We start from the raw sequence: 24,874 nt of genomic DNA on the forward strand, positions 1-24,874 counted from the left end.
TTTTTATGCTTTATCACGCTGGGCGTTCACTCTCGCATTGCTCAACATCAGTTTCAGTCGGTTTTCCTGATTAATTTCTGTTGCGCCGGGATCGTAGTCAATGGCAACAATATTGGAATCAGGGTATTGATCCTTAATCTTTCGGGTCATGCCCTTCGCAACAATATGATTCGGCAGACAGCCAAAGGGCTGACAGCATACAATATTTTTTACGCCATGATCGATCAGATCAAGCATTTCGCAGGTCAGCAGCCAGCCTTCACCCATTTTAACACCGGTGGAGATATAGCCATCGGCATAGGCAGGCAGCTTGGCAAAGGGTGTCGGCGCTTCAAAGCGGGATTGATTAATCATTTTAATCATCAGATTCTGATAACGCTGAAGCAGTGCCAAAACAGTTTTATTCACCAATAAGGTTTTGGTAGAGAAACCATAGAAGCCGACATCGAGAATGTTGTTTTTTAAGCAGTACATGGCAAAATCCATGACTCCGGAAAGGACAGGCTCCATGCCTTCACGAATCAAGAAGTCTTCTAAATAGTTATTGCCGATCGGTGCGTATTTCATATAAATCTCGCCGACGATACCAACCTTGATTTTCTTTTCACCGCTGACTGGAATCGCTTCAAAATCTTGAATCATCCTTTTGATATTCTTTTTAAAATGTAAAAAGCGAGTTGAATCAAACTGTCTGACCATTTCCTCACACCATTGATCAAGCAGCTTTTGAGTATCTTGACTATTGATTTCATAAGGCTTTACCTGATTGGCAAGACACATCAAAGCATCACCGTACATGGCAGCATAGAGCACATGCATAATCAGGTTGGGGGTCAGTTTAAAACCCGGGTTGGATTCAAGATTGCTGGTGTTGACGGAAATTACTGGCACCTGTGGAAAACCACTCTGCTTTAATGCTTTGCGCAGCAGGAAAATATAATTACTGGCACGGCAGCCGCCGCCTGTCTGAGTGATCATCAAGGCTGTTTTATCAGGGTCATACTGGCCGCTTTTAAGCGCGTCAAGCATCTGGCCGATAACTAACAGGGCAGGATAACACGTATCATTATGGACGCTGCGAAGTCCCTCATCAACAATTCTGCGCCCGCTGGTTTTTAGTAATTCTACTTTATAGCCCTCTTTGCGCAGACATTGGGCAATCATTTCAAAATGAATCGGCAGCATATAAGGAATCAGAATTGTATGCGTTGCCTTCATTTCTTCAGTAAACTTTACAACCTCACTCATGAATCACGCTTCCTTTCTTCCATTGCCGCCAGCAGTGATCGAACACGGATGCGCACGGCGCCGAGATTGTCGATTTCATCGATTTTGATTCCGGTATATAATTTATGGCGTTTCCGCAGCTGATCGCGCAGCTCATCACCGGTAATGGCATCAATACCGCAGCCAAAGCTGATCAGCTGAATGCATTCTGTTTCATCAAGCTCACCGGCAATGATGGCAGCGTTATACATCCGGGCGTGATATGTCCATTGATTCAGCACATTCACTTCCATCCTTTCCCTTGGCCGCAGGCTGTCTTCAGAAACAACAACCAGATCTAAACTGCTTAAAAGCTGAGGGATACCATGATTTATTTCCGGATCAATGTGATAAGGACGACCGCAGAGAATGATGGTTTTCAGGTGATTCTCCTTGGCATAAGCCAATGCCTTTTCACCTTGCTGATAGATATCTTCCTTATATGCATAATAAGATGCATAAGCTGCTGCGCTGGCTGCTTTGATTTCTTTTTTTGTGCAGTCAAAACCAGTTGCTTTTAAATATTTATAAATCTTTTTTTCAAATACTTTTGGGTCCTGCATGCCGATAAAGAACGACAGCAGCGGGATATTGGCAAGCTCCATATTATTCTGAATAACTTCTGGATAATAAGCAACCACCGGACAGTTATAATTATTATCAGAAATCTTTTCATCGAAGTTATAAGACATACAAGGATAGAATATCTTATCTACCTTATGATTAATAATGGTTTGAATATGACCGTGAACAAGTTTTGCCGGGTAACAGATCGTATCCGAAGGTATTGTATTTTGACCGCGGATATATAAGGCCCGGCTGCTGCGTCCTGACAATACGACTGAATAACCAAGGTGTTTAAAGAATGGCTGCCAGAAAGGAATATTTTCATACATATTTAAAACCATCGGGATGCCGATTGTACCCTTTGTGCCATCGGTATTCTGATACGTCAGCAGCTTATTAAACTTATAGGTATATAAATCAGGCAGCGGTTTCTTAGCCATCTTACCTTTATTTAAAGGCCGTTCACACTTATTGCCGGCAATCTGCTGGCTGCCGTCATTAAATGTATTGATCGTCAGGTTGCAGTGATTGGCGCAGAAGCGGCAGTGTTCAGCCTTTGTGGAATGGGAGAAGTTTATTAACTGTTCACCCGTATAGAGCGCTGATTCCTTGGGCGCGTGAGCTTTCGCGTATAATGCGGCGCCATAAGCCCCCATCAAACCAGCAATCGTCGGTCTGATGACATGATGGCCGCATTCCTTTTCAAAAGCGGCAAGCACAGCGTCATTGGCAAAGGTTCCGCCCTGGACAACGATATTTTCACCCAGATCTTCAGAGCTTCGTGCCCGAATTACCTTGTATAAGGCATTCTTAACGACACTAATGGCTAAACCGGCAGAGATATCCTCAATCGTAGCACCATTTTTTTGCGCCTGCTTCACTGATGAATTCATGAAAACCGTACAGCGTGTACCGAGGTTGACTGGATTTTTTGATTTCAAGCCGAGCTTTGAAAATTCATCAATTTTATAACCAAGTGATGAAGCAAAGGATTCAAGGAATGAACCGCAGCCTGATGAACATGCTTCATTCAGCAAGATATCATCAATGCTGTTGTCTTTAATTCGGAAGCATTTCATATCCTGTCCGCCAATATCCAAAATGAAATCAACATTTGGATTGAAATAACGGGCGGCATTGAAGTGGGCAATAGTTTCCACGATGCCGTGATCTACATGAAAAGCACTCTTGATTAAATCTTCGCCATAACCGGTCACACAGCTGCTTTGAATCTTCATGTCTTTATTGGCAGCCGCATAAATCACTTTCAGCTGATCTAATACAACATCAACAGGATTACCAAGATTGCTTGTATAATGTGAATAGAGAATGCGGTTTGCTTCATCAATTAAAACCAGCTTTGTTGTCGTCGATCCAGCGTCAATACCGAGATAGGCATTACCCTTATAGGTGTTTAAATCATTGGCAGCAACGGCTTGCTGATTATGCCGGGCAACAAATTGCTGATAGTCATCTTCATCCTTAAACAAAGGTTCACAGCCCTGATGTTCAGAAACCGTGTTCTTAATCTTTTCAAACAGTTCCAGCAATTCATCATAGGTATAGGTTTCAGTTTCCGCCTTGGCATAGGTAGCAGCCCCTAAGGCTACAAAATAAGGCCCGATTTCCGGGAATACCGCCTGATCACGGCTGAGCTTTAAGGTTTCCACAAAGCGCTGCTGCAGTCCCTTTAAGAAGGACAGTGGGCCGCCGAGGAATAAAACGTTGCCTTCAATTTTACGGCCTTGGGCAAGTCCGGTAATTGTCTGATCAACAACGGATTGAAAAATACTCGCTGCCAGATTGCCTTTATCGGCTCCTTGATTAATCAGCGGCTGTAAGTCAGTCTTCGCAAACACCCCGCAGCGTGAGGCAATCGGATAAATCATCGTATGCTCTAGCGATAAGCGGTCAAACGTCTCCAAATCAAGATTTAATAAAGCAGCCATTTGGTCGATGAAAGCCCCGGTACCGCCGGCACAGGTAGAATTCATGCGTTCCTCAATAGCACCCTTTAAAAACAGAATTTTGGCATCCTCGCCGCCCAGTTCAATGACGACATCACATTGTGGCTCATATTTTTTTACGGCCTCACCGCAGGCAAAAACTTCCTGCACAAAAGGCAAATTGCCAAGATGCGCAAAACCGAGTCCGGCTGAACCGGTAATCGCCAACGCGATTTCTTCATTGGCTAATAAAGACTTTAAGCTTTTGAATTTATCATAGACCATCTCTTTTGCTTTTGATTTATGACGGTCATAACTCTTATAGAGAATTTCATTATGCTCGTTGAGGATCACAAACTTGACAGTTGTCGATCCCATGTCGATTCCTACAGTAATAGACATCGTGTACCCCCTCCTTAAGCATATGTACAATTGTAGCGCACGGTTCATTAATTTTCAACTTTAAACCCTTAACAAATAGATGAATGCGGGCTATATGTATCATTAGTTCGCCGACTTACTATTGTTAGTTTAATGGTTCTTTTTTCAAATGTCAATCAAACCGTTTATGAATTATTTTGATTGCGTTTTCATTTTCATTATGCTTTAATAGAAATAGAAAATAACCAGTTATCAAGAGTTGGGTTAGAGAGTTAGCTCGTTTGATCCCACACCAACCTGCATGCGTAAGGTGGTCCAGCTAACATCGATACTTATGATGTTTAATAAACACAGCGTATCGGCTGTGTTTTCTTTTAGGGGGTATGAAAATGTATTTTACGAGTCCGCAGCAGAAGCAAGAATTAAAAAGCTATATCAAGCAGATTCGCATGCCGCTGCTGTTAAGCGGTCTTGGCGGTCTGCCTTATAATTGCTTGTCAGCATTGGTGCCCATCATTCAGGGCTGGTGTATTGATCAGGTACTGAGCGGCAGCTATGACGATGTTGTTTATGCGGTTATTATTTTAGCCGCGGTAACGATCGCTTATCAGTTTTTTCGTTTCTTTAAGCGTTATTCAGTAAGAGTGATGGCAAATCGGTTAAGTGCTAATCTGCGTTATTCATTAATGGAAGCTCTGTTTCATACAAAAAATGATGAGCTTGAATTAAAAGGCAGCGGTGATGTGCTGAATACATGTGTCAAGGATGTTGATCTGTTGGTTGAAGCAATTCGTAAAACGGTGACTGAAATCTGGGATACATGGGTGCTGATGCTTGCTTATCTGGCAGCTTTGGCAATGCTTGACTGGAAGCTGACACTGCTTGGCTGTATTCCGCTGCCGTTTGCTATTTTATGTGCCAACGCAATGAAGAAAAAAGTGGTGGCTAAAAATGAACTAGCAGTAAAGGCAAACAGTGAGGCAAGTGTTAAATTGAAGAAGACATTGGATGAGCTGACATTCGCGCGTATGAGCGGCTGTGAAGAATTAAATCTGGAGGCTTTGCGTGAAGCTTTTCAAAAGCAGGGCGATACTAATGGCTTGGCTTCCTTCATGAAAAACGGCTTGGCACCCATTTATCTGGGCATCGCGTCTTTATCCGTGGTTGTTGTTGTCGGATTGGGCAGCTTAAAGGTTGTCAATCGCGGCATGAGCGTTGGCGCATTGCTTTCAATGATTTCGCTGATGGGAACCTTAGCTCAGCGTTCAACGGTAGCCAGCAAGGTATTCAATGTCCAGCAAGGAGCTATTGCCAGCTGGCATAATATATCTGCCTTGCTTGAGCGGGAACAGGATGGCAGCGGCGAATCATTGAGCGCACCTGTAAATACTTTAGAATTAGCTCATGTATCTTATATGTATCCGCAGGCAAGGCATACGGCCTTCTGTGATTTTAATCTGAAGGTGACCAAGCCTTCGCTAATCGGTATCCGCGGGGCGGTAGGCAGCGGCAAAAGCGCGCTGGCGAGAACCTTGTGTGGTTTTTATGATTATGAAGGCAGTTATAAAATTAATGATTGTGAAGTGAAGGCACTCTCTGAAGCAAGCAAAGCGGCTCTCCTTAAATATATGCCGCATCAATTATCTTGTGTAAATGGTACGCTGTGTGAGGTGATAACCTGGGGCAGTCAGCGGGATAACGATTATAAGGAAAGCAAGCGTCAGGCATGTCTTGATGAATTGAATGATGATAAAGAAATCGGTGAAAACGGAAGTCAGTGTTCAAGCGGTCAGCAGCAGCGTATCAGCTTGGCCCGTGTTTTATATTCAGACGCAGAAATATTGATCCTCGATGATCCGTTTGCTAATGTGGATCATAAAACTGAAATCCAGCTGATTGACATGATTCGTGAGTTAGCAAATAGAAAAATTATTTTTGTATTCTCTCACCGGCCATTGATTTTTGATGTCTGCGACCAGGTGATTCAATTAGAAGGCGGTGAATGTGATGAAGCATAAAATATTAGTACCCTCAATATTATCAGGATTCAAAGCAAAGAAGCTGATATCTTTTTTCTGCTTCTTATCCATTGCTGCCGGTATTTATCTGCAGCTGCTGCCTTCTTTGCTCTTGAAACAGATTACCGATGAGCATATTGTGCCTGGTATCGCGCAAGGTGTACTGTCTTTAGCTTTTGTCTATTTAGGTGCTGTATTGCTGAGTGGTGCAGCTGATTTAATTAAACAATATACGCTGAGCAGGCTGACCCAGTCAGTTATTGTGGAAATTAAGATCCGCATGAGTGAAAAGCTGCGGCATCTGTCTATTTTTACGATTCAGTCGAAGACCAGCGGTGAATGGATGTCTTATTTCAGTAATGATGTAGATACGATTGCTACTTTATTTACCGATGATATCTTAACATTAATTGCTAATCTTGGCAGTATGGCGGCTATCAGCTTTACAATCTATACGCTGAATCCTGCCGTGGCTTTCTTTGTAGCGGCGGCGCTGCCGATTCTGGTGCTGATTTCATATCGGTTTAATATTTTAACCTTCCGCAATCAGCTCAAGGCCAGAGTTTCGCTCTCACGGCTGAATGGCTGGCTAAATTCACGGATACAAAATACGCCCACTTTACGCTTTTTTCATCAAGAGGCAGATCAGTTAGAGAAGATGCAGGCACCGCTTGATGAGAATTATCGAATATTAAATAAGACTAATTTTTATGATTCACTTTTCCCATGTATTATGAATATATTCCGAGGCTTGGTTTTGATCTGCTTCTTACTTTATGCGAAACAGGATATCGATTCAGGCGGTTTATTAAGCAGCGGCAGTGTTGTTGCCTGTGTGAACTTGCTGCTTCAGCTGTTAGCGCCGGTAGAGGCAATCGCAATGCAGCTGCAGACCATTCAGGAAGCGGCCAGCGGTGTTAAACGCATTAAAGATTTTGAAAACCTCGAAGAGGAAGAACGAGCTGAAAGAGAAATTAATGGCGGCGGCGCAGTGATTCGCTGTGATGATTTAACTTTTGCTTATCCGAATCAGAAACCAATATTTGATGGGTTATCATTAACAATCCGTCAAGGTGAACGAATTGTGATTCAAGGAAAGACCGGCGAGGGAAAGTCAACGCTGATGAATCTTTTAACGGGGCTGTACGCGCCGGATAAAGGAACCGTTTCCTTATTAAATAAGGATCCCTTTGGTATGAGTGAAGAAGAACGCCGTCAGTCCGTGGGTGTGATTTCTCAGCTGTTTCTGACAAGACAGGGAACCATTAGGGAATTAATTACCTTAAATGATCCTGCGATCACTGATGAACAGCTGAAAAAATGCTGCAAGCTGGTGAAAATGGATGAGGTCATAGAAAAGCTGCCGAATGGCTATGACAGTCTGCTGGCGCCGGGCAGCAACGCGCTTTCAAATGGACAAATGCAGCTGCTGGCTTTGGCTTGCGCCCTAATTCATGAACCGCCCGTCCTCTTTTTAGATGAGATGACCTCAGGACTGGATGCCGAAAGTGAAAATGAAGTTTTTGAGGTAATCCGCCAGCTAAGTCAAGACCGCACGATTTTTACTATTTCACACCGTTATTCTGACGCATTGAATCCTACCCGTATTCTAAAGCTGCAAAATGGCAGGCTGGTAACCGCTGAGTGATAAATATTTAGTTATGAAGTAAAGGAGGTGCAGCCATGAGGCTCTGCATTGCATTGACTGGAATAGTTAATCATTATAAATTAAAGAAAGAAGGGTACTATTATGACTATTCCAGAAAAATTAATTTATCCCCGCACCGGCGATAAACAAACCGTATATTTAAAGTATTGCATCACTGATCCTGCGATTCAGGTAGGTGATTACACGATGTATAATGATTTTGTGAATGATCCTTGTGAGTTTGAAAAAAACAATGTGCTGTATCATTATCCAATCAATCATGATCAACTGATCATCGGCAAATTCTGTTCGATTGCCTGCGGCGCTCGTTTCCTATTCAACAGTGCTAATCACTCCATGCAGTCTTTATCAACCTATCCCTTTCCATTATTTTATGAAGCATGGCAGCGTTCAATCAAGGATGTGGCTTCATCATGGGACAATAAAGGTGATATTCGTATCGGCAATGATGTATGGATCGGGTATGAAGCGATCATAATGGCCGGCGTTACGATTGGTGATGGAGCCATCATCGCTTCAAGAGCGGTTGTCACAAAAGATGTTGAGCCGTATACGATTGTCGGCGGTGTACCTGCGAAAATGATAAAGCGGCGTTTTTCTGACTCAACGATTTCGGCTTTGCTGGAAATCAAATGGTGGGATTGGCCGCAAGATAGAATCATGCGAAATATTGACGCGATTCAATCAGGTCAGCTTGAAAAATTAAAATAATATTAGGGCGGTTAATGCAGTTGCATTGGCTCGGTGTCGGTGAACCAAGTGCATATCAGTGGGAAGGGAGATACTTCCAGTCAGCGAATGTCTTGAGGGTTGAAAAAGAAAATGGCTTCAACTTGAATACAGATAAATACACCTGGGAAGAACATGACCACTTTATCAAAGAAAACTGCACCAAGGATATTGATTTTGGTGAAGGCAAGAAAAATATCTTTGCATTGAAAGGTACAACCATTTTACGCCAGATTGACAAAGAAGTTCAATTAGTGTCAATGATTTTGGCAAAGGGCGCAGTGTTTATATCAGGCTCACGTTGAGGAGAGTTTACATAAATGGTTCAGCTCTAACTTCAATGTCGAAGTGCGTGCCTATGTGAAAAACGGCAACTATTGTGTCATTAATAACACGTATGAGCCACAGTTTACTACTGTTTATAAGGGTGATGGCACTAGCTTTGATTTGGATTTGGAAGCAAACGAAATCATCTGGTATGAAATTTAGTGATGACGGAGGGGAAACCTTCCGTTTTTCTTTTTACAAAATATCCATGAAAAAATTGAATATTCATATTAAATCATTTGAAAATTTCAAAAAAAATACTGCATGGAAATGTATGAGTTATTGAAGAGTAATGATGTATAATAAGAGTAATTAGAAAAGACTTGAGGTACTTAAAATGGACAATATTTATTTGAGAAATTATATTGAAGTATGTTACATCATAATCAATGAAAATGTCCAAGTGCAGAAATTCATTTCTTACTTTTATTTAAGTAATTACGAATATAATTTGGATGTTGAAAGAATTCATGAAATTGATTCATCTTTTGGTATTAGAATCCATTTTCAAACAGATACTATTCATTACGACATTTTAGATGAAGAATTATTTCGTGTTAAATATTGTCATTACAGAGCTTTTTATTATCGTCATAGGTACACATTTCATACACAAAGCGGAGCTTTGTTAGAGGCATATATTGGCAGAAGGTGTTTATGGTCTAGTGATTTCATAAAGGTGAACGATATTGCAAATGATTTGTGTTACTCTCGTTCAAATATAAGGAATTCTATGAAGACCGCACGAGAATTTCTTCAAGCTTTTGACATACGTGTAGATAATGTTCCATACTATGGACTTGCTACTTCTGGAAATGAGTTTAATATTCGCAGGTGTTTGCTTTCTTTATATAGTATTTTCGATATTAATGTTATGCCTATTGAAGATAATTATCATATGATGAGAGGGTATAAAGCAGAGGTATATGATGAAATAGTTATGATAGTATCAAGAAAAATATCTTCTTACTGTTTCCCAATAGTGAATGTTGAAAAGAGGCGAATAGTTAACTATTTAATTGTTCAAAATGCTAGAATAAAATCAGGTTATAACATTGATGTAATCCCACAAATATATACAATGGATTTAAAAAGCAATCAGATTTTAAATTTAGCAGATTCAATTACGAAGGAGTTACAGGAAAATTTAGAATATGGACCCTACTCAGAAGCGGAAATACAGACAGTTGCGATATTATTGCTTATTGCTTATACAAATGTAAAAGATGTCCTCAAAATAACTGAAAAAAATTACGATAAAGAAATAACAATCATCAGAAATGAATTTTTACGGTATACAAAAAAAAGTTTGCATCTTGATTTCAAAAAAGATATAGATTTTATGACATATTTAGACTATACGATTTGTATATTGCTTTTAAAACATAATTATCATATTTTAAAAAATGAAGCAACCGATTTAGGCGGAGGATTTTCTCTTACCAATGAATATCCTTTACTTGGAAAAATACGGCAGGATATATCAGGGATGTTAGAAAATTATTTTAAATATGCGATTCCATTAGCTCAATTAGATGATTTAACTCTACTAGTTTCATATTTTATCTCTACTTTAGATTTTACATATAAGAAACTTAAAATAGCTATTATTTCGAGAAGCAGTTTATTTGAACCCGTTTTCCTAAAAAAAGTAATAGAAAAAAATGTAAATCCTAATTATTATCAAAAATTAGATTGTTTACTCTACAATGAGGCATTAGAAGAAATGAATATTGAGTATGATCTTGTAATTAGTGATACAGTTCCACAAAGATTTGAAGCTAGAGTTTATCCATATAATGGGCTTAAATATCAACTGAATAGTTTGAATGACTACATTCGAACCAACAGAGATCTTTGCAGCTGTACTTTAAACCAAGTTATCTCTAAATCAATCAATGATATATCGGAAATTTTAGATATAGTAAACACTATTTTTTCAGTAAGTAAACAATTTCTCAATGAGGTATTTGAATCTGCAAATCAATATAATCGAAACATTGTATTGATTATGAACGACAAAAGTGTAAATAAAAATACGCTGATTATTGGGGACTTAAAGAAAAAGATAGTGCGTGATGGTATGAAGTGTTCTTCGTATATTTTATTGATAGCAAATTTGGATTCAACTAATTTATCTTTCTTTAATATCTTACTGCATGAGCTAGCATATGATTATGCTTTTCTAGAGCGTCTTATTCGGTATCCGGAATTATGTCTTATCAATGATCAAATGAATGCAGTTATTGTCTAATGCACAAATTATTGTGCATTTTTTTTAATCTAAAATAAAAAAAATAATGAATTTATATATACAATAATATTGTTAAAATAAAATTATAAAGCGCTTACAATTATGACTGGCCAGAATAATTGCAGTGTTTTAAAGGGAGGAAAAAATCAAATGATTGTACAATTAAGACTGGATGAAAGACTAATTCATGGTCAAGTAGTTACTGCTTGGGCACGAGCTTTAGACATTAATACCATTTTAGTGGCAAACGATGAAGCGGCAAATGATCCAATTAAGAAAAGTGTTTTGTTAATGACAGTTCCAACTGGAAAAAAGGTGCATGTAAAAGGAGTAGAAGAAACGATTCGTTTACTAAGTGATCCTAGGGCAGATAAGATGAATATTCTGTTAATTGTAGATAATCCGGATGATGCATTGAATTTGATTGAACATTTGCCAATTACAGATATTAATATTGCCAATTATCAAAAGAAAAAATCTGAAGATAAAATTATTATTCATACATACTGTACGGCGGATCAAAATGATTTAAAAACATTTGAGAAAATTGCACAAAAGGGGAAACATGTATATTCACAAATGTTGCCATCTATGAATGCAGAAGATTTTTCTGAATTGTTAAAAAAAGCAAAAAAGTAAAGGAGATAAAATTATGTTAAATGCTTTAATCATTGCATTGACATACTATGTGTGTCAAATAATTGATGCAATACTTGGATTCCAAGCAATGACACGACCAATTGTTATGGGAAGTGTAGTTGGCTTAGTTTGTGGTGATTTGGAAACTGGAGTTATATTAGGGGCAGCAATTGAAGCCTTATATATGGGTATTTCAGGAATTGGTGGAATACAACCTGCTGATTATCGAAGTGCTGTTGTTGTGGCTGTTGGGTTAACTATTTTATCAGGTATTTCTGTTGAACAAGGATTAACAATTGCTGTTACAATTGGAGTTCTTGGAAATACTGTTGATCCAATTACCGCATTAGTTGTAAATTCAATTCAACCAATTTCGATTCGTTATGCCGAAGAAGGAAATTATAAGAAATTTAGATTTATGATGATTTTTGAAATGTTATTTATTAAGAATACATTATCACCAATTCTAGTCTTCTTATGCTGCGCTTTTGGCACAGAGGCTGTAAGCACTCTATTTAGTGTGATTCCAGCTTGGGTATTGGCCGGATTAAGCGCAGCAGGAGGAATGTTAATTGTTATTGGTCTTTGTTTAACGACTCAAGCAATTTATTCAAAATCAACACCGATTTATGTTTTACTAGGATTTGTATTAGTTAAATATTTAGGACTTACAACACTGCCCATTGCTATTATAGGTATAATTATTGCTTTCATTGGATTTAACAGAGATTATAAATTGAAAGAATTAGAAAACAAATTAGCATTAAGTGGAGAAGGAGATGATTTTTATGAGTAGACCAGAAATTAGCCAAGAAGATAAAAAAATACTGAATAAATGTTACTATTATTCATTGAATACATATATGTGTTTTAACAATGTAGTCATGCAAGGAAAAGCATTTGGAATGTCAGTTTTGCCGGCTATTCAGGCCTATTATAAAACAGAAGAAGAAAAAAGAAAGGCTTTTGCAAGAAATGCTAATGAAGTATTCAATAGTCATGGAGTAATGCATGGCTTAATTGCTGGAATTGTCGCCGCGATGGAAAAAGAGCGTGCTGAAAAAGGCAATATTGATGAAAAGGCAATATCTAGCTTAAAGGCTTCTTTGATGGGTCCTCTTGCAGGTATTGGAGATTCATTTTTCTTCAATTGCTATCGTGTTATAATTGCGGGTATTTGTATAGGGTTAGCATCAGATGGAAATGCCTTAGCACCAATTTTATTTCTTTTGTTATATGGAGGAGGTCTATTGGCTATAAAGTATGTTTTCTTGATAGAGGGTTTCCGTTATGGAGCGAAACTTGTTAGTGAAGCATTTGAAAGAGGAATTATACCAATGATTATGGATGCTTGTGGTATTGTGGGAGCTATCATGGTTGGAACATTAGTTGCTTCTAATGTCAAAATTAAGATTGCACTGGAGCCAATAATTAATGGTGCAACAATATCCGTTCAAGGTATTTTAGATAGTGTTATGCCAGGAATTCTCTCATTAATTTTATGGTGGATAGTGTTTAAATGGATTCGAAAAGGAATTACTCCAACTAAAATGATTTTTATTATTATTGGCTCATGTTTGGTTCTTGCATTCTTTGGCGTATTTGCGTAGGAGAACTAGTATGAAACTTTTGGTTCAATCTGATGATTTTGGTTTTACAAAAGGAATCACTGACGGAATATGTGATGCTCTTCAAAATGGTATTGTTACTTGTACAGGACTTTTTGTTAATATGCCTGCCAGTGCATATGCTGCATCAAAAATAAAAGATTTTTCAAATGTTTGTTTTGGTATTGATTTTAATATCGTATCAGGACATCCTGTTGCTGATATAAACATGATTCCTCATCTAGTTGATGAGAATGGATTATTTATTCGTTCTACAGAAAAGTATAAAGATCCAAATTTTGGAATCAAGGAATTGTGGCCTTATGATGAGGTAATGATTGAATTAAGGGCTCAATTAAATAAATTTAAAGAATTAACAGGAAGAATGCCAGAATATTTACATCCTCATTCTATAACAGATGCTAGTAAAGCTTATATTCAGGCAATTCGTGATCTTGCCGAGGAGTTTCACATTCCATATTCAGCAGATATAAGAAAAGAATTTAATTTTGGGTCTCTAAAAAAGGGATGGGCACAAAAACCTTTTACAATTGAAAATCAATTAAAAGCAGATGCACTTTGTTATATGAAAGAACATGCAAATGAACTTTTAGAATTTGAGTATGCTTATTTAAGTGGACATGCTGGATTTGTTGATAATGATATTTTTCGGTGGAGTAGCTGTAACATTTTAAGATGTAAGGATCATGAAATGATGACTTCAGTTTTTATGAAAAAATGGATAGAGGAGAATCAAATTCAGCTTATTTCATATCGAGATTTAAATAAATAGAAAATAAGGTGGAAAATCAGTGTTGCACTGTACCACCTTTTTGTTATTCAAATAATGGAATATTCTTATAAAAAAGGGGCTGTAACGAAATAAAAAGTCCCTAAAATAAAAAAGACAATGAAATCTGGCATTTGATAAAGTAGAAGGGGCATTTGGAGTAATCAAGGAGAATATGAAATTCACGTTTCACCAAAACGGCAAAGAAAAAAGAGCTAAAACGCTCATGACTTTATAAATGAGTCATTTCGTTACAGCCCCTTCACTAAGCATGTTAATCTAAATCTTCACCATTGCTCTCAATACATTTTTTATACCAATAGAAACTATCCTTTTTATAGCGTTTAAGCGTACCGTTTCCCTGGTTATCCTTATCTACATAAATAAATCCATAGCGTTTTTCCATTTCACCCGTAGATACACTGACTAAGTCAATGCTTGCCCATGGCGTATAACCAATTAAATCAACCCCGTCATTAATTGCTTCTTTCATTTGAATGATGTGTTCTTTAATATATTGAATGCGATAATCATCATGAATCTTGCCATCTTCAAATGTATCTCTGGCACCTAAGCCATTTTCAGTAACCATAATTGGCACACCATACCGGTCATAAACATGATTTAAAGTATAACGTAAGCCTTTTGGATCAATTTGCCAATCCCACTCAGTAGCTTTTAGATATGGGTTCTTAGCACCGCCCATAACATTACCGGAAACCTTGGCGCTGCTTGCGTCAGAACTGATGCAATTAGACATGTAATAACTAAATGAATAGAAATCGACGGTACCTTGTTTGATGATGGATAAATCTTCATCAGTGATTTCAAAATGGATATCGTTCTTTTCAAAATAACGTTTAATGTAATAAGGATAAATTCCTTTAACCTGTACGTCACCAGAGAAACAATTGCGCATCAGATCTTCCTGCTGAGTGAGAATTACATCATCTGGATTGCATGTCAGCGGATACACTGTTATATGGCAAATCATCGTACCGAATTGAAACTCAGGATTGATTGATTTTCCCAACATTACAGCTTTTGCGCTGGCAACAAATTGATGATGAAGTGATAAGAAACGGGTGTTTGGATCATCAACCTGAGCGGTGAAGAATTCCGTTCCTTCATTGAGAATACCCGCATGATTCCAGTTCCCTAATTTTGTAGTTAAACAGTTAATTTCATTAAATGGAATCCAATACTTAACAACATCCTTATAGCGTTTAAATAATACTTCACAGAAATTTAAATAATAATCGATGCATTCACGGCTTGCCCAGCCATTGCATTTACCGGTTAATGCGAAAGGATTCTCATTATGATAAATAGTTACTAAGGGTTCAATATTGTATTTCTTTAATTCCGCAAATACACGATCATAGAATTCAAGGCCTTTTTCATTAGGCTGAGATTCATCGCCATTAGGGAAAATACGCGTCCAGTTAATTGACATTCTAAAGATATTAAAACCCATTTCAGCACATAATGCGATATCTTCTTTATAATGATGATAGAAATCGATGGCTTCATGAGAAGGATAATAATATTTATCTTCATCAATTACCGGTGTAATTCTTCTAGGATCTTTATGTGTTCCTGAAGTCATCACATCAGAAATACTGACTCCTTTGCCATCTACATTCCATGCGCCTTCACATTGGTTGGCAGCCGTTGCCCCTCCCCAGAAGAATCCCTGAGGGAATTTTTTGTTTTCTTTCATATTTACCTCGCTTTCATAACTAGAACAATGAAATAAATTTTATTCATTTGCTCTTATAAGGCCATTATAGCATGAAAAAAATAAAATACAATGAAAAATATGCTATTGACTAAAATAAATTTAAGTGATATATTGTCTTTAGTGAAAAATATTTTATCAAGAAAGGGTGATTGAAATGGATCGAATTATTTCCACTGAGAAAGCACCAGCAGCAATTGGTCCTTATTCTCAAGCAATGAAGGTAGGTAATATGTTGTTTGCCTCTGGACAGATTCCAGTAGATCCAGCTACCAATGAAATAGCTGGTACAACGATTGAGGAACAGGCACAGCAAGTAATGAAAAATGTTTGTGCGATTCTTGAAGCATCAGCGATGAGCGTAGAGGATGTCGTTAAAACAACTTGTTTCTTAGCCGATATGAAAGATTTCGCGGCATTTAATAAGATTTATGGGGATACGTTTACGAGTTGGCCGGCACGTTCCTGCGTTGCTGTAAGAGAAATTCCAAAAGGTGTTTTATGTGAGGTAGAAATCATCGCAGTTAAGCGATAGAAAGGATAGTTATGAAATACGAAAAGATGATTAAGGATATTTTAGGGGCGATTGGCGGCAAAGAAAATATTGAAAGTGCAGCCCATTGTATGACACGTTTACGTCTTACTCTAAAAGATGACAGTAAGGTTGAAGAAGAAACGATTAAGAATATTGATGGGGTTATGGGATTAGTTAATAATGGTCAGCAAACACAGATTGTTATTGGTCCTAATGTTGCTAATGTGTATAAAGAATTCATTGAAATGACGGGTTTGGCTGAAGAAGCATCGATTGATGAAAATATCGATGATTTAAAGAAAGACTTAAAAAACAAAAAGGGTAATTTAATGACTTCTTTCTTTGAAACCATCGCTGGCATCTTTAATCCGATTGTTCCTGCTTTGGCGGGTGCTGGTTTAGTCCGTGCCGTATTAACCATCGCTGTTGTCTGCGGATTAGATAATTCAAGTAATACTTATTATGTAATTAATACTATTGCGAATGGCGTATTTACTTTCTTACCGTTCTTGCTTGCTGCATCTGCTGCCAAACAATTTAAAATGAATCAATATGTTGCTTTAACGATCTGCGCGGCGATGATGTCCAGTAATTGGGCAGCGTTGCTTGCTGAAGGAACTACAACATTCTCTTTCCTTGCTATTCCATTTACTGTAGTGAATTATGCATCCAGTGTATTGCCGATGGTATTTGCTATTTGGTTTGCATCAATTATTGAAAAATATGTTGACAAGATTATCCCTGGTGCGTTAAAAATTATCTTAGTACCATGCTTAGTAATGTTAATTGCTACGCCGATTGCTTTAATTACCATTGGACCGATCGCGACTTGGGTAGGTAATCAATTAGCGGTTGTTGTAACACTCTTGTTTGAAAAAGGCGGTGTTTTTGCCGGTATAATTTATGGCGGTATCTATTCTTCAATGGTTGTACTTGGTATTCATCATGGTATGGTTCCAGTATTGGTACAGGGTATTACGACACAAGGCTTTAACTATATTTCACCAACGTCAGGTGCTGCTAACATGGGACAAGCAGGCGCAGCCTTCGGTGTATGGTTAAAAGCAAAGAATCCTAAAATGAAAGCAATTGCTGGTTCAGCTGCCATTTCAGCGATTACGGGTGTAACTGAGCCTGCTATTTATGGTGTAAACTTCAAATATAAGAAGCCTTTCTTAGCTGCCTCAATCGGCGGTGCTGTGGGCGGCGGATTTGCATCATTCTTCGCACTAAAAGCCTATGCTATGGGTGGCCCTTCATTCTTAAACTTTGCGATGTTTATGGGTGATGATCCAATGAATATGTGGTTAGTCATGATTGGCTTTGCCATTGCCTTTATCATTGCGGCGGTATTAACTGTAGTGATGGGGTTTGAAGAAAACTAACACGAATCCTAGAGGGTACAGCCGTATCCTCTTTTATCAGAGAGGAAGAGGAAAATGAAAGAAAAAATGATTAAAGCATTCCGCAATGCCAATGGCGGATTGTTCTCAAGTGTTGAAAAGGCGGATGTCGGCGGTTCATATCAAGAACTTGAAAAACAAGGAGTCGCATTAATGGGCTGGGCAGATCCATTTATGCCTGACTTTTCACTTCCTGAACATGTGAAAAAGGCAACTATTCAAGCCATCGAAGCAGCAGCAGCCCCTCACTATACAGCACCCATCGGCAATCAAGTATTGAAAAATAAAATTGCTGAAAAATTAAAGAAGCAAAATGGTTTGACGGTAGACCCTCAGCGGAATATATTAATTACACCAGGCTCTGATTCCGGCTTGTATTTTGCTATGCTGCCTTTTATAGAAGCGGGGGATGAGGTGCTTATTCCAGCGCCTAGCTATCCTAACAATTTCTTAAATGTTGAAATCATGGGCGGCCGCACGGTACCTGTACCCTTAAAGGAAAGCAATCAGTTTCAAATTGAAATCGATGAATTTGAAAAACGAGTGAGTGAGCATACGAAAATGGTTGTATTAACGCATCCGAATAATCCAACAACAACGGTATTTAATCGTTCTTCATTGGAAGCTTTAGCCGATTTTGTCATTCGTCATGATTTGATTTTAGTTTGTGATCAGGCTTTTGAAGATTTCTGTTACGAGAATGAAATGATTACACCAGCCTCTTTACCGGGGATGTTTGAGAGAACCATCACTGTATTCTCATTCTCAAAAGGGATGGGGCTCAGCGGATATCGGGTTGCCTATTTAGTATGCAGTGATGTGATCATGGATACGATGTTTGCCAACGCTGTTTCTGTGCTTGGCGCGACAAATACGGTCAGTCAGTTAGCAATTCTCGCGGCTCTTGAAGATCCTTCATTTATGAAAGAATTTGAGACAGCCTTTGATTATCGAAGGAAAAAAGCATATGAAATTATCAACTCCATTCCTCATGTCAGCATGCTGATGCCTGAATCGGGCTTCTTATGTTGGGTCAATGTATCAGAATTAGGCAAATCCAGTGATATTGTTAGTTATTTAGTCAAAGAAGCAAAGGTATCGGTGAACGATGGCATTAACTATGGTATTGGCGGCGAGGGTCATTTACGCATTGTATTAGGCGTATATCGTGATAATCAAAGAGTCGTTGACGCGTTATTAAGAATAAAAGAAGCACTGGAGAAATATCAGCAACAATAAAAATTATTTTAGTGAAATACAGAAATTCATCATTGATTGAACGAAATTTCAGCGATATACTATATATAGCATGGAAAGGGAACACCGCACAGTTTAACAAGCGTTGTTGAAAAGGGAAGAATATGGCACATCAACCAATAAAATTAACTAAAGTCGATCGAGAAATCTTAAATTCCTATATTACGATGATTCAAGGCTTAGCCTTTTATCTGGGTAATGGTTATGAAATGGTTTTACATAGTCTCGAGAGCTTTGAACATTCAGTTATTTGTATTATCAATGGTGAACATACAGGCCGTAAAGTAGGCGCGCCAATCACGGACTTAGCATTAAATATGCTTGATGAGATATCAAAAGGGCAAGAGGATTATATTACATATTTTAGTAAAAATCGTAAAGGTGAACCTCTAAAATCAACCACAATTGCTATTCGTGGTGATAAAGGCAGAATTGTCGGCCTGTTCTGTATCAATTTTTATATGAATACGCCTATTCATGATATTCTTCAAACGATGCTGCCGGTGTCAGCGCCGCCGGTGAATACCCCTAAGGAAAACTTTGCGGAGAATTCTGATGAATTGATTGAAACCGCGTTAGAAGCCGTAAAGAATGAAATCTATGCGGATCAGTCAATCAGTGCGAGCAATAAAAATAAACATATTGTTTATCAGCTAGATGAACGGGGGATTTTCAATATCAAGGATGCTGTTGTGAAAGTAGCGAATTTACTGGGAATTTCTAAAAATACTGTTTATATGCATATCCGCAATAAAGCAAAGAAATAAGTTCGAATGTTAATCAGTAAGCTGTATGGATAATATTTGATTCACTGTTCTGCTGCAGCGAATGGAATTATTTACATGTAGGATAACAAACAAAGCCAGCCATCGGGTCAAGCGTCCAATGTGCTGGCTTTTTCTTGCTTGCTCTTGCTGAAATGTTAAAACTATGCTATATTGATAGTAGATATAGCGAGTATCGATAGTAGGTGGTAAAGTGGCAAGAAATCAGTTTCAGACATTAAGTGAACCCATGTATTATATTTTGCTGGCCTTGCTGACGCCTTGTTATGGTTATGAAATCATGCAGAAGATAACTGAGATTTCTAAAGGCAGGGTGCAGGTTGGCGCTGGTACATTATATGCACTCTTGGCACGTTTTGAAAATGAAGGAATAATTAATCAAATAGCGGATGACGGCAGACGGAAAACCTATGTAGCCACCGATCTGGGGAAGGAGTTGCTCAGACAGGAAATAAAACGTCTAAAAAGCATGAGTGAGGAAGGAGAGGCATTATTGGATCAGTAAAAGGGAGGTGAATCCAGTGAAAAAATTGTGGATTCCATTAAGCTATGGCGTCAATGATACGCGGGCTATGAGTGAATTATTTGAACGTTTTGCTAAAAAAGGCTGGCATTTCGATAAGCTCTATGGCACCGGGGTTTTGTTTATTAAAGGGGAGAAGCAGGCATGCGCTTATGCTGTGGACTTGTTTTCACTTAAACGTAAGAATAATGATGATGAACAGCTACAGGAATATTATGATTTTTGTGCGCAAAGCGGCTGGGAATTTGCAGACGGGTATGACCAGTATCAGGTATTTAAGGCGGCTGAAGGTGCAGAACCAATTCCTTTGCAGAGTGATGATGAGGTAGCTTTCGATATTCTCTATCAGCAGCGAATAAGGGAAATAGGCCATAGTGTTTATGAAGCATTCTCTACGATACTGCTTTTGTTTCTTGCCTATTGCTTATTTCCGCTGGACTTTTATACCGATGATTTATTTTTAATGATTGGCATTTTGACACCGGTATTGGATTGTCTGATACTCTTGCGGCAAGCTTTCCGCTATGTGAAAATGCGTCAAGTGAAGAAAGCTGTGGCGCAGGGAGAGCCGTATATATTTACTAATCATTTATTAAGCCGTTCAATCCGTGATTTCACGGTCTTACTTTTATGCATTGGATTTTTGGCTGGTTATATGCTGTTTAAGTATCTTCGTCATGAACAGCTGCCGGGGACAATCTATTATGTGATTGCTTTGGTAAATCTGCTGTTAATCGGCAGATATGTAAAGCGCAATGGAGGGCGGACACTGAAACCTAAAACGTATGTGAAAATCTTTTGCATTAGTTTTATAGGCTGTTCATTGTTGTTTGGCATCCTTGATCATGAATTTGCGGCTTCATCTCATGTTGAACCATCACGGGTGATTCGCATGACCAATGTGGATGAGCAGGGAAAGTTTACTAAAAACAGCAGTTATTTTGTTCCTTATCAGTGTCAATATGAAGCGTTGGAGAATGATTATCAGTATCGTCTATATGTTGCCAGAGATTTAAAGAGCAGCGAAACCCTTTTTGATGAACTTCTAAAAGAGACAACTAGAGGGTTTAAAGATGCGCAGAGTATAAAAGCAGCTTTGAGTAAATTGAATGATGAGTTTACAGTGTCAGGCTATTATCTCAATGATGAGCATACTGATATAATTGTTCATGATAATACAAGCATAATCATAATTGAAAGTAATTTAAGCTTTGATGATCCATATGTTATTCGACAATTCAACGAACAGTTGAGTAAACTTGATTTATCATGAAAGGAGGATCCTTATGAAAAAATGTTGGCTGCCATTAAAGTTTAATTATGAGGATTGTCAAAGCATGGCCTTGCTGTTTAATCAAATGGCGGCAAAGGGCTGGTATGTGCAAAAGCTGAATGCTGAGAGTGTGTGGTTTGTGAAGGGGGAGAAAGCTGACGTTTCTTATATCGTTGACTTATTCCCCAATGAACGAAATCAGCACGATGATCGTGAAATCAAGGAGTATCATGAGTTATTTGCAAATACAGGCTGGGAATTTGTCGATGGGTATAATCAGTTTCAGGTATTTAAGGCAATGGGTGAGTGTCTGCCAGTCCATACGGATGCGGAACTTCAACTGGCGATTTATAATCAGTTTAAGACGGAAGGAATTAGCACTTATCTGCTTCTTGCATTGTTTGTGATGATTGTTGTAGGTTTTACACTACTTTATCCGCAAAGTATTTTAGGGGATGATTTGTATCTGTTTACCAGTGTACTGTTTGTGTTGGTGATTTTGAAACAAATCCTTGCGTCTATTCATGCTCAGCGTCTGATTAAACAGTACCGGCAATCGTTATTGTCAAAGGGAGAAATGAACTGGCAGGGGAATGCGAAGCAGTTGATGATCAAATCAATAATCAATTTGCTTTATAAGCTTGGCTTAAATATGCTTCTGATTATTTTAGTGCTGCGGGCGTTGTGGAATAACGGCGGCAATAGTGAAAATATGTCGATGATAACCTTACTTGTCAGTGCTGTCTTTATTTCAGCATTGACTAAGCAAAATCAAGGCCGCAGATTATCAATAGGTAAATCGGTGGGTGTTTATTTCGCATGCTTCTTGTTGCTGCAAATGGTGTTAACACCATTCAAGGGTGAAAGCATGATTGATGAAGGGGCGGTTATCACTATTAATCAAGGTTCCGATTATAAATACAGTCATTCGCAGAGTTTGTTTATCCCAGAGCAGTACACCTTTGAAACAGAAGGTTATCGATATGAGTTGTACACTGCACGGAATGAAAAGATAGCAGGGCTGCTGTTTGATGCTTACCTTAGACAATATGCAGGTCTTTTCACCTATCCGACAGAATTAAAAACCATGCTTATACCAATCAGCGATTCAGCATTTGATGAAGGTTATTATGTTGATGAGAATAAAACGGGTTTGATTGGCAGAATGAATCAATCGGTAATTATTATTGAATATAATGGAAGTTTAGATACACCACAGATTATTGATACCATCAATACACAATTAGCAATGATAAATGTGCATAATGGTGGCGCAAATCATTCTTAATATAAAAATGTAGCTGCTTAATTAATTAAAGTTTATGGAAAATTGTAAAAAAGCTATGATTTTTAGAGAAATCTCTATTTTCTCTTACTAATCATAGCTTTTACATTTGTATAAAACTTTTTAATTGATTCATAAATAATATCAAACAATGAGGGTTCATTGGTTTTGAAAACATATATCTGCAATAAGATACCGATAATCGTGAAACCGAAAAGAGTAAACACCCAAATAATAAAACCATTATGCTGATTCACCAAGCCAGGATGAAAATTAATTAATTCTTCGTATGTATACTGAAGCCGAATATTCGCTCTTTGAAGATCACCAATATATTGTCCTAAAAATAATCCTGCCATGTGACCAATCGCTAAAGTGAGAGCAAGCGCATATTTATCAAAAGCAACCCAAATTATAGGTATGATCCATACAAGAAAATATTGTCTAAAGACGCGGGAAGTCCACCCAAATATGTATACTTCTTCCAGATATAGAGTGGAAATCAAATATATAAATACATATATGCATAAGATTGATAATACTTTAAATAATCTTTTCATTTCATTCTATTGCCTCCTTTTAAAAATAGCTGTTTTTGATTTTATGTGTGATGACTATTCTATAAAGCAAGAAGAGTTTTCATAGATATGTACTTTAATAAACATATGTAAGTTGTTTTTCACTTTCAGGATAACTGCCTGTGATTTTTATGTCAAGGCAAATTTTGCTTAATAAGACTAATATTAATTTTAAGGATATATCAGAATGAGATATAATTTTATATTTCAAAAATAGTGTTGATATGATAAAATTATAGAGAAGAAAACATCTAACAGAGTGACTGCCGATAAGCTCCTCTCTCTTTTTTCCTTTTGGGATTGGAAGGGGGGATAAACGGTATGGACTTATCACTTATAATTGCTGTTATAGCATCGGTTTTGTCTGGTGTAGCGATAGTGATTGATTTGATCCGCCTTTGTTTTTACATCCTCTTTGAAAGTTCAAAGAAGGAAAAATAAAAACAAAACACTCTGTTTTCTAAATTTGACCGTTTAGACAGAGTGCTTGTTTTTAAAGTGATTTAAGGCAGACACCTGAAAGATGTCTTTCTTCACTATTATTATAAGTAAATCTAAGAAATAAATCAAGCAATCTGTGAAATACAAGACAGCTTTTATATAGAAATTTTTTTAAGAAATCGCTTTTTTTACTTACTCATCAAACTATTTAATCATAGACTAATACATTAACGGTCGGAAATCATAACATATATAGCATATAAAACTTATGTGGTATGGAATTTAAACTAAGCAGAAATTGCTTTCCATTGTAATTGCTTAACTTATAAAGCTAATTTATTCAATAATACCCATTTTGTGTTTAATCCATTCCTTGAATGAATTAAACAGTGTTTTTATTATTGATGGCTCATTTGTTTTAAAAACATATTTCTGTAAAATAATACCGATAATCATGAAAATTAAAATGGTATAAAACCATGTATAAGCTGCTTTAGACTGCAGCAATTCATATTTAGCACCAGTTAATTCAGATATATCATAATGAAGAAGAACGTCTGCAATTCTGCGTTCATCTAAGTAAAGACCAAGAAATAGACCTACAATGTGACCGACTGCCATAGAAAGAGCTACTGTATATTTGTTGAAAATCACCCAAATCAATGCTATCAGCCATGGGAAAATAAAATCATACCTTGAGGTCCATTCAAAGATATAAACATCTTGCAAATACATTTTGGAAATTAAATGAATAGATAAGAATATGAGATGGATGGAAATCAATTTAATTAAAAACTTAATTATTTGACTGAATATTCTATTCATTCTATTGCCTCCTTTTAAAAATAGCTGTTTTTGAT

21 protein-coding genes and 1 pseudogene are annotated in these 24,874 nt (G+C 37.6%); 17 read left to right on the top strand and 5 right to left on the bottom strand.

From position 1 onward, the window contains the following. Positions 1–3: 3 nt before the first annotated feature. Positions 4–1,248 carry a 2-hydroxyacyl-CoA dehydratase gene (locus tag DAHG_RS21965; protein ID WP_022936669.1) on the bottom strand — a complete coding sequence of 415 codons (1,245 nt, stop codon included), beginning with the start codon at positions 1,246–1,248 and terminating at the stop codon, positions 4–6. Next, positions 1,245–4,181 (bottom strand): acyl-CoA dehydratase activase-related protein, encoded by a 2,937-nt coding sequence (locus DAHG_RS02150; RefSeq protein WP_022936670.1) that lies wholly within the window; start codon positions 4,179–4,181, stop codon positions 1,245–1,247. Before DAHG_RS02150 ends, DAHG_RS21965 begins: the two co-directional genes overlap by 4 nt. A 368-nt stretch (positions 4,182–4,549) precedes the next feature. Between DAHG_RS02150 and DAHG_RS02155 the strand changes: the two genes are divergently transcribed. The 10 genes and pseudogenes from DAHG_RS02155 to DAHG_RS02200 all read left to right on the top strand — a co-directional run bounded on the left by DAHG_RS02155 (position 4,550) and on the right by DAHG_RS02200 (position 14,196). Beyond that, on the top strand, positions 4,550–6,178 hold the full coding sequence (locus tag DAHG_RS02155) for an ATP-binding cassette domain-containing protein (protein WP_022936671.1): 1,629 nt from the start codon (positions 4,550–4,552) through the stop codon (positions 6,176–6,178). Then, on the top strand, positions 6,168–7,826 hold the full coding sequence (locus DAHG_RS02160; RefSeq protein ID WP_022936672.1) for an ABC transporter ATP-binding protein: 1,659 nt from the start codon (positions 6,168–6,170) through the stop codon (positions 7,824–7,826). The genes DAHG_RS02155 and DAHG_RS02160 overlap by 11 nt, the downstream gene beginning before the upstream one ends. A gap of 102 nt (positions 7,827–7,928) precedes the next feature. Further along, positions 7,929–8,558: a CatB-related O-acetyltransferase gene (locus DAHG_RS02165; RefSeq protein ID WP_022936673.1), complete on the top strand. Its 630-nt coding sequence runs from the start codon at positions 7,929–7,931 to the stop codon at positions 8,556–8,558. Between the two features lie 14 nt (positions 8,559–8,572). Beyond that, entirely contained in the window at positions 8,573–8,881 is a 309-nt protein-coding gene (locus DAHG_RS21705) for a lacto-N-biose phosphorylase central domain-containing protein (protein WP_022936674.1), read from the top strand. A 28-nt stretch (positions 8,882–8,909) separates the two neighbouring features. Further along, positions 8,910–9,065: pseudogene (locus DAHG_RS22115) on the top strand (1,3-beta-galactosyl-N-acetylhexosamine phosphorylase C-terminal domain-containing protein); the annotation flags it as partial. A 175-nt stretch (positions 9,066–9,240) separates the two neighbouring features. Beyond that, positions 9,241–11,157: a helix-turn-helix domain-containing protein gene (locus DAHG_RS02180; protein WP_022936676.1), complete on the top strand. Its 1,917-nt coding sequence runs from the start codon at positions 9,241–9,243 to the stop codon at positions 11,155–11,157. A gap of 150 nt (positions 11,158–11,307) precedes the next feature. Continuing rightward, the gene (locus DAHG_RS20385) at positions 11,308–11,796 is read left to right on the top strand and encodes a PTS system mannose/fructose/N-acetylgalactosamine-transporter subunit IIB (RefSeq protein WP_022936677.1); all 489 of its coding nucleotides are present in this window, start codon (positions 11,308–11,310) and stop codon (positions 11,794–11,796) included. Between the two features lie 13 nt (positions 11,797–11,809). Next, positions 11,810–12,592, top strand: coding sequence for a PTS mannose/fructose/sorbose/N-acetylgalactosamine transporter subunit IIC (locus tag DAHG_RS02190; RefSeq protein WP_022936678.1), 783 nt, complete (start codon positions 11,810–11,812; stop codon positions 12,590–12,592). Continuing rightward, positions 12,585–13,406 (top strand): PTS system mannose/fructose/sorbose family transporter subunit IID, encoded by an 822-nt coding sequence (locus DAHG_RS02195; RefSeq protein WP_022936679.1) that lies wholly within the window; start codon positions 12,585–12,587, stop codon positions 13,404–13,406. Before DAHG_RS02190 ends, DAHG_RS02195 begins: the two co-directional genes overlap by 8 nt. Before the next feature lie 10 nt (positions 13,407–13,416). Next, the gene (locus tag DAHG_RS02200; RefSeq protein ID WP_022936680.1) at positions 13,417–14,196 is read left to right on the top strand and encodes a ChbG/HpnK family deacetylase; all 780 of its coding nucleotides are present in this window, start codon (positions 13,417–13,419) and stop codon (positions 14,194–14,196) included. Positions 14,197–14,467: 271 nt separating this feature from the next. On the opposite strand, the gene DAHG_RS02205 is transcribed toward DAHG_RS02200, so the two are convergent. Beyond that, the gene (locus DAHG_RS02205; protein ID WP_022936681.1) at positions 14,468–15,916 is read right to left on the bottom strand and encodes a glycoside hydrolase family 1 protein; all 1,449 of its coding nucleotides are present in this window, start codon (positions 15,914–15,916) and stop codon (positions 14,468–14,470) included. A gap of 175 nt (positions 15,917–16,091) precedes the next feature. Between DAHG_RS02205 and DAHG_RS02210 the strand changes: the two genes are divergently transcribed. From DAHG_RS02210 to DAHG_RS02240, 7 genes are all read left to right on the top strand, one after another. Next, on the top strand, positions 16,092–16,469 hold the full coding sequence (locus tag DAHG_RS02210; protein ID WP_022936682.1) for a RidA family protein: 378 nt from the start codon (positions 16,092–16,094) through the stop codon (positions 16,467–16,469). 11 nt (positions 16,470–16,480) lie between these two features. Next, positions 16,481–17,854: a PTS transporter subunit EIIC gene (locus DAHG_RS02215; RefSeq protein ID WP_022936683.1), complete on the top strand. Its 1,374-nt coding sequence runs from the start codon at positions 16,481–16,483 to the stop codon at positions 17,852–17,854. 54 nt (positions 17,855–17,908) lie between these two features. Next, complete coding sequence (locus tag DAHG_RS02220; RefSeq protein ID WP_022936684.1) at positions 17,909–19,111, top strand: pyridoxal phosphate-dependent aminotransferase; 1,203 nt, start codon at positions 17,909–17,911, stop codon at positions 19,109–19,111. A gap of 122 nt (positions 19,112–19,233) precedes the next feature. After that, a complete protein-coding gene (locus DAHG_RS02225) occupies positions 19,234–19,896 on the top strand; it encodes a helix-turn-helix transcriptional regulator (RefSeq protein WP_022936685.1) in 663 nt (220 codons plus the stop codon). Between the two features lie 211 nt (positions 19,897–20,107). Next, the gene (locus tag DAHG_RS02230) at positions 20,108–20,419 is read left to right on the top strand and encodes a PadR family transcriptional regulator (protein WP_022936686.1); all 312 of its coding nucleotides are present in this window, start codon (positions 20,108–20,110) and stop codon (positions 20,417–20,419) included. A 16-nt stretch (positions 20,420–20,435) separates the two neighbouring features. After that, a complete protein-coding gene (locus DAHG_RS02235; RefSeq protein ID WP_022936687.1) occupies positions 20,436–21,710 on the top strand; it encodes a DUF2812 domain-containing protein in 1,275 nt (424 codons plus the stop codon). Between the two features lie 13 nt (positions 21,711–21,723). Then, a complete protein-coding gene (locus DAHG_RS02240; RefSeq protein WP_022936688.1) occupies positions 21,724–22,998 on the top strand; it encodes a DUF2812 domain-containing protein in 1,275 nt (424 codons plus the stop codon). Positions 22,999–23,072: 74 nt separating this feature from the next. Here the strand turns inward: DAHG_RS02240 and DAHG_RS02245 are convergent, their stop codons facing one another. Together DAHG_RS02245 and DAHG_RS02250 are read right to left on the bottom strand one after the other, a co-directional pair. After that, the gene (locus tag DAHG_RS02245) at positions 23,073–23,555 is read right to left on the bottom strand and encodes a hypothetical protein (protein WP_022936689.1); all 483 of its coding nucleotides are present in this window, start codon (positions 23,553–23,555) and stop codon (positions 23,073–23,075) included. A gap of 795 nt (positions 23,556–24,350) precedes the next feature. Continuing rightward, positions 24,351–24,839: a hypothetical protein gene (locus DAHG_RS02250; RefSeq protein WP_022936690.1), complete on the bottom strand. Its 489-nt coding sequence runs from the start codon at positions 24,837–24,839 to the stop codon at positions 24,351–24,353. Positions 24,840–24,874 lie beyond the last annotated feature (35 nt).

This window comes from Dielma fastidiosa (assembly GCF_000313565.1).
GTDB classification, from domain to species: Bacteria; Bacillota_I; Bacilli_A; order Erysipelotrichales; family Erysipelotrichaceae; genus Dielma; species Dielma fastidiosa.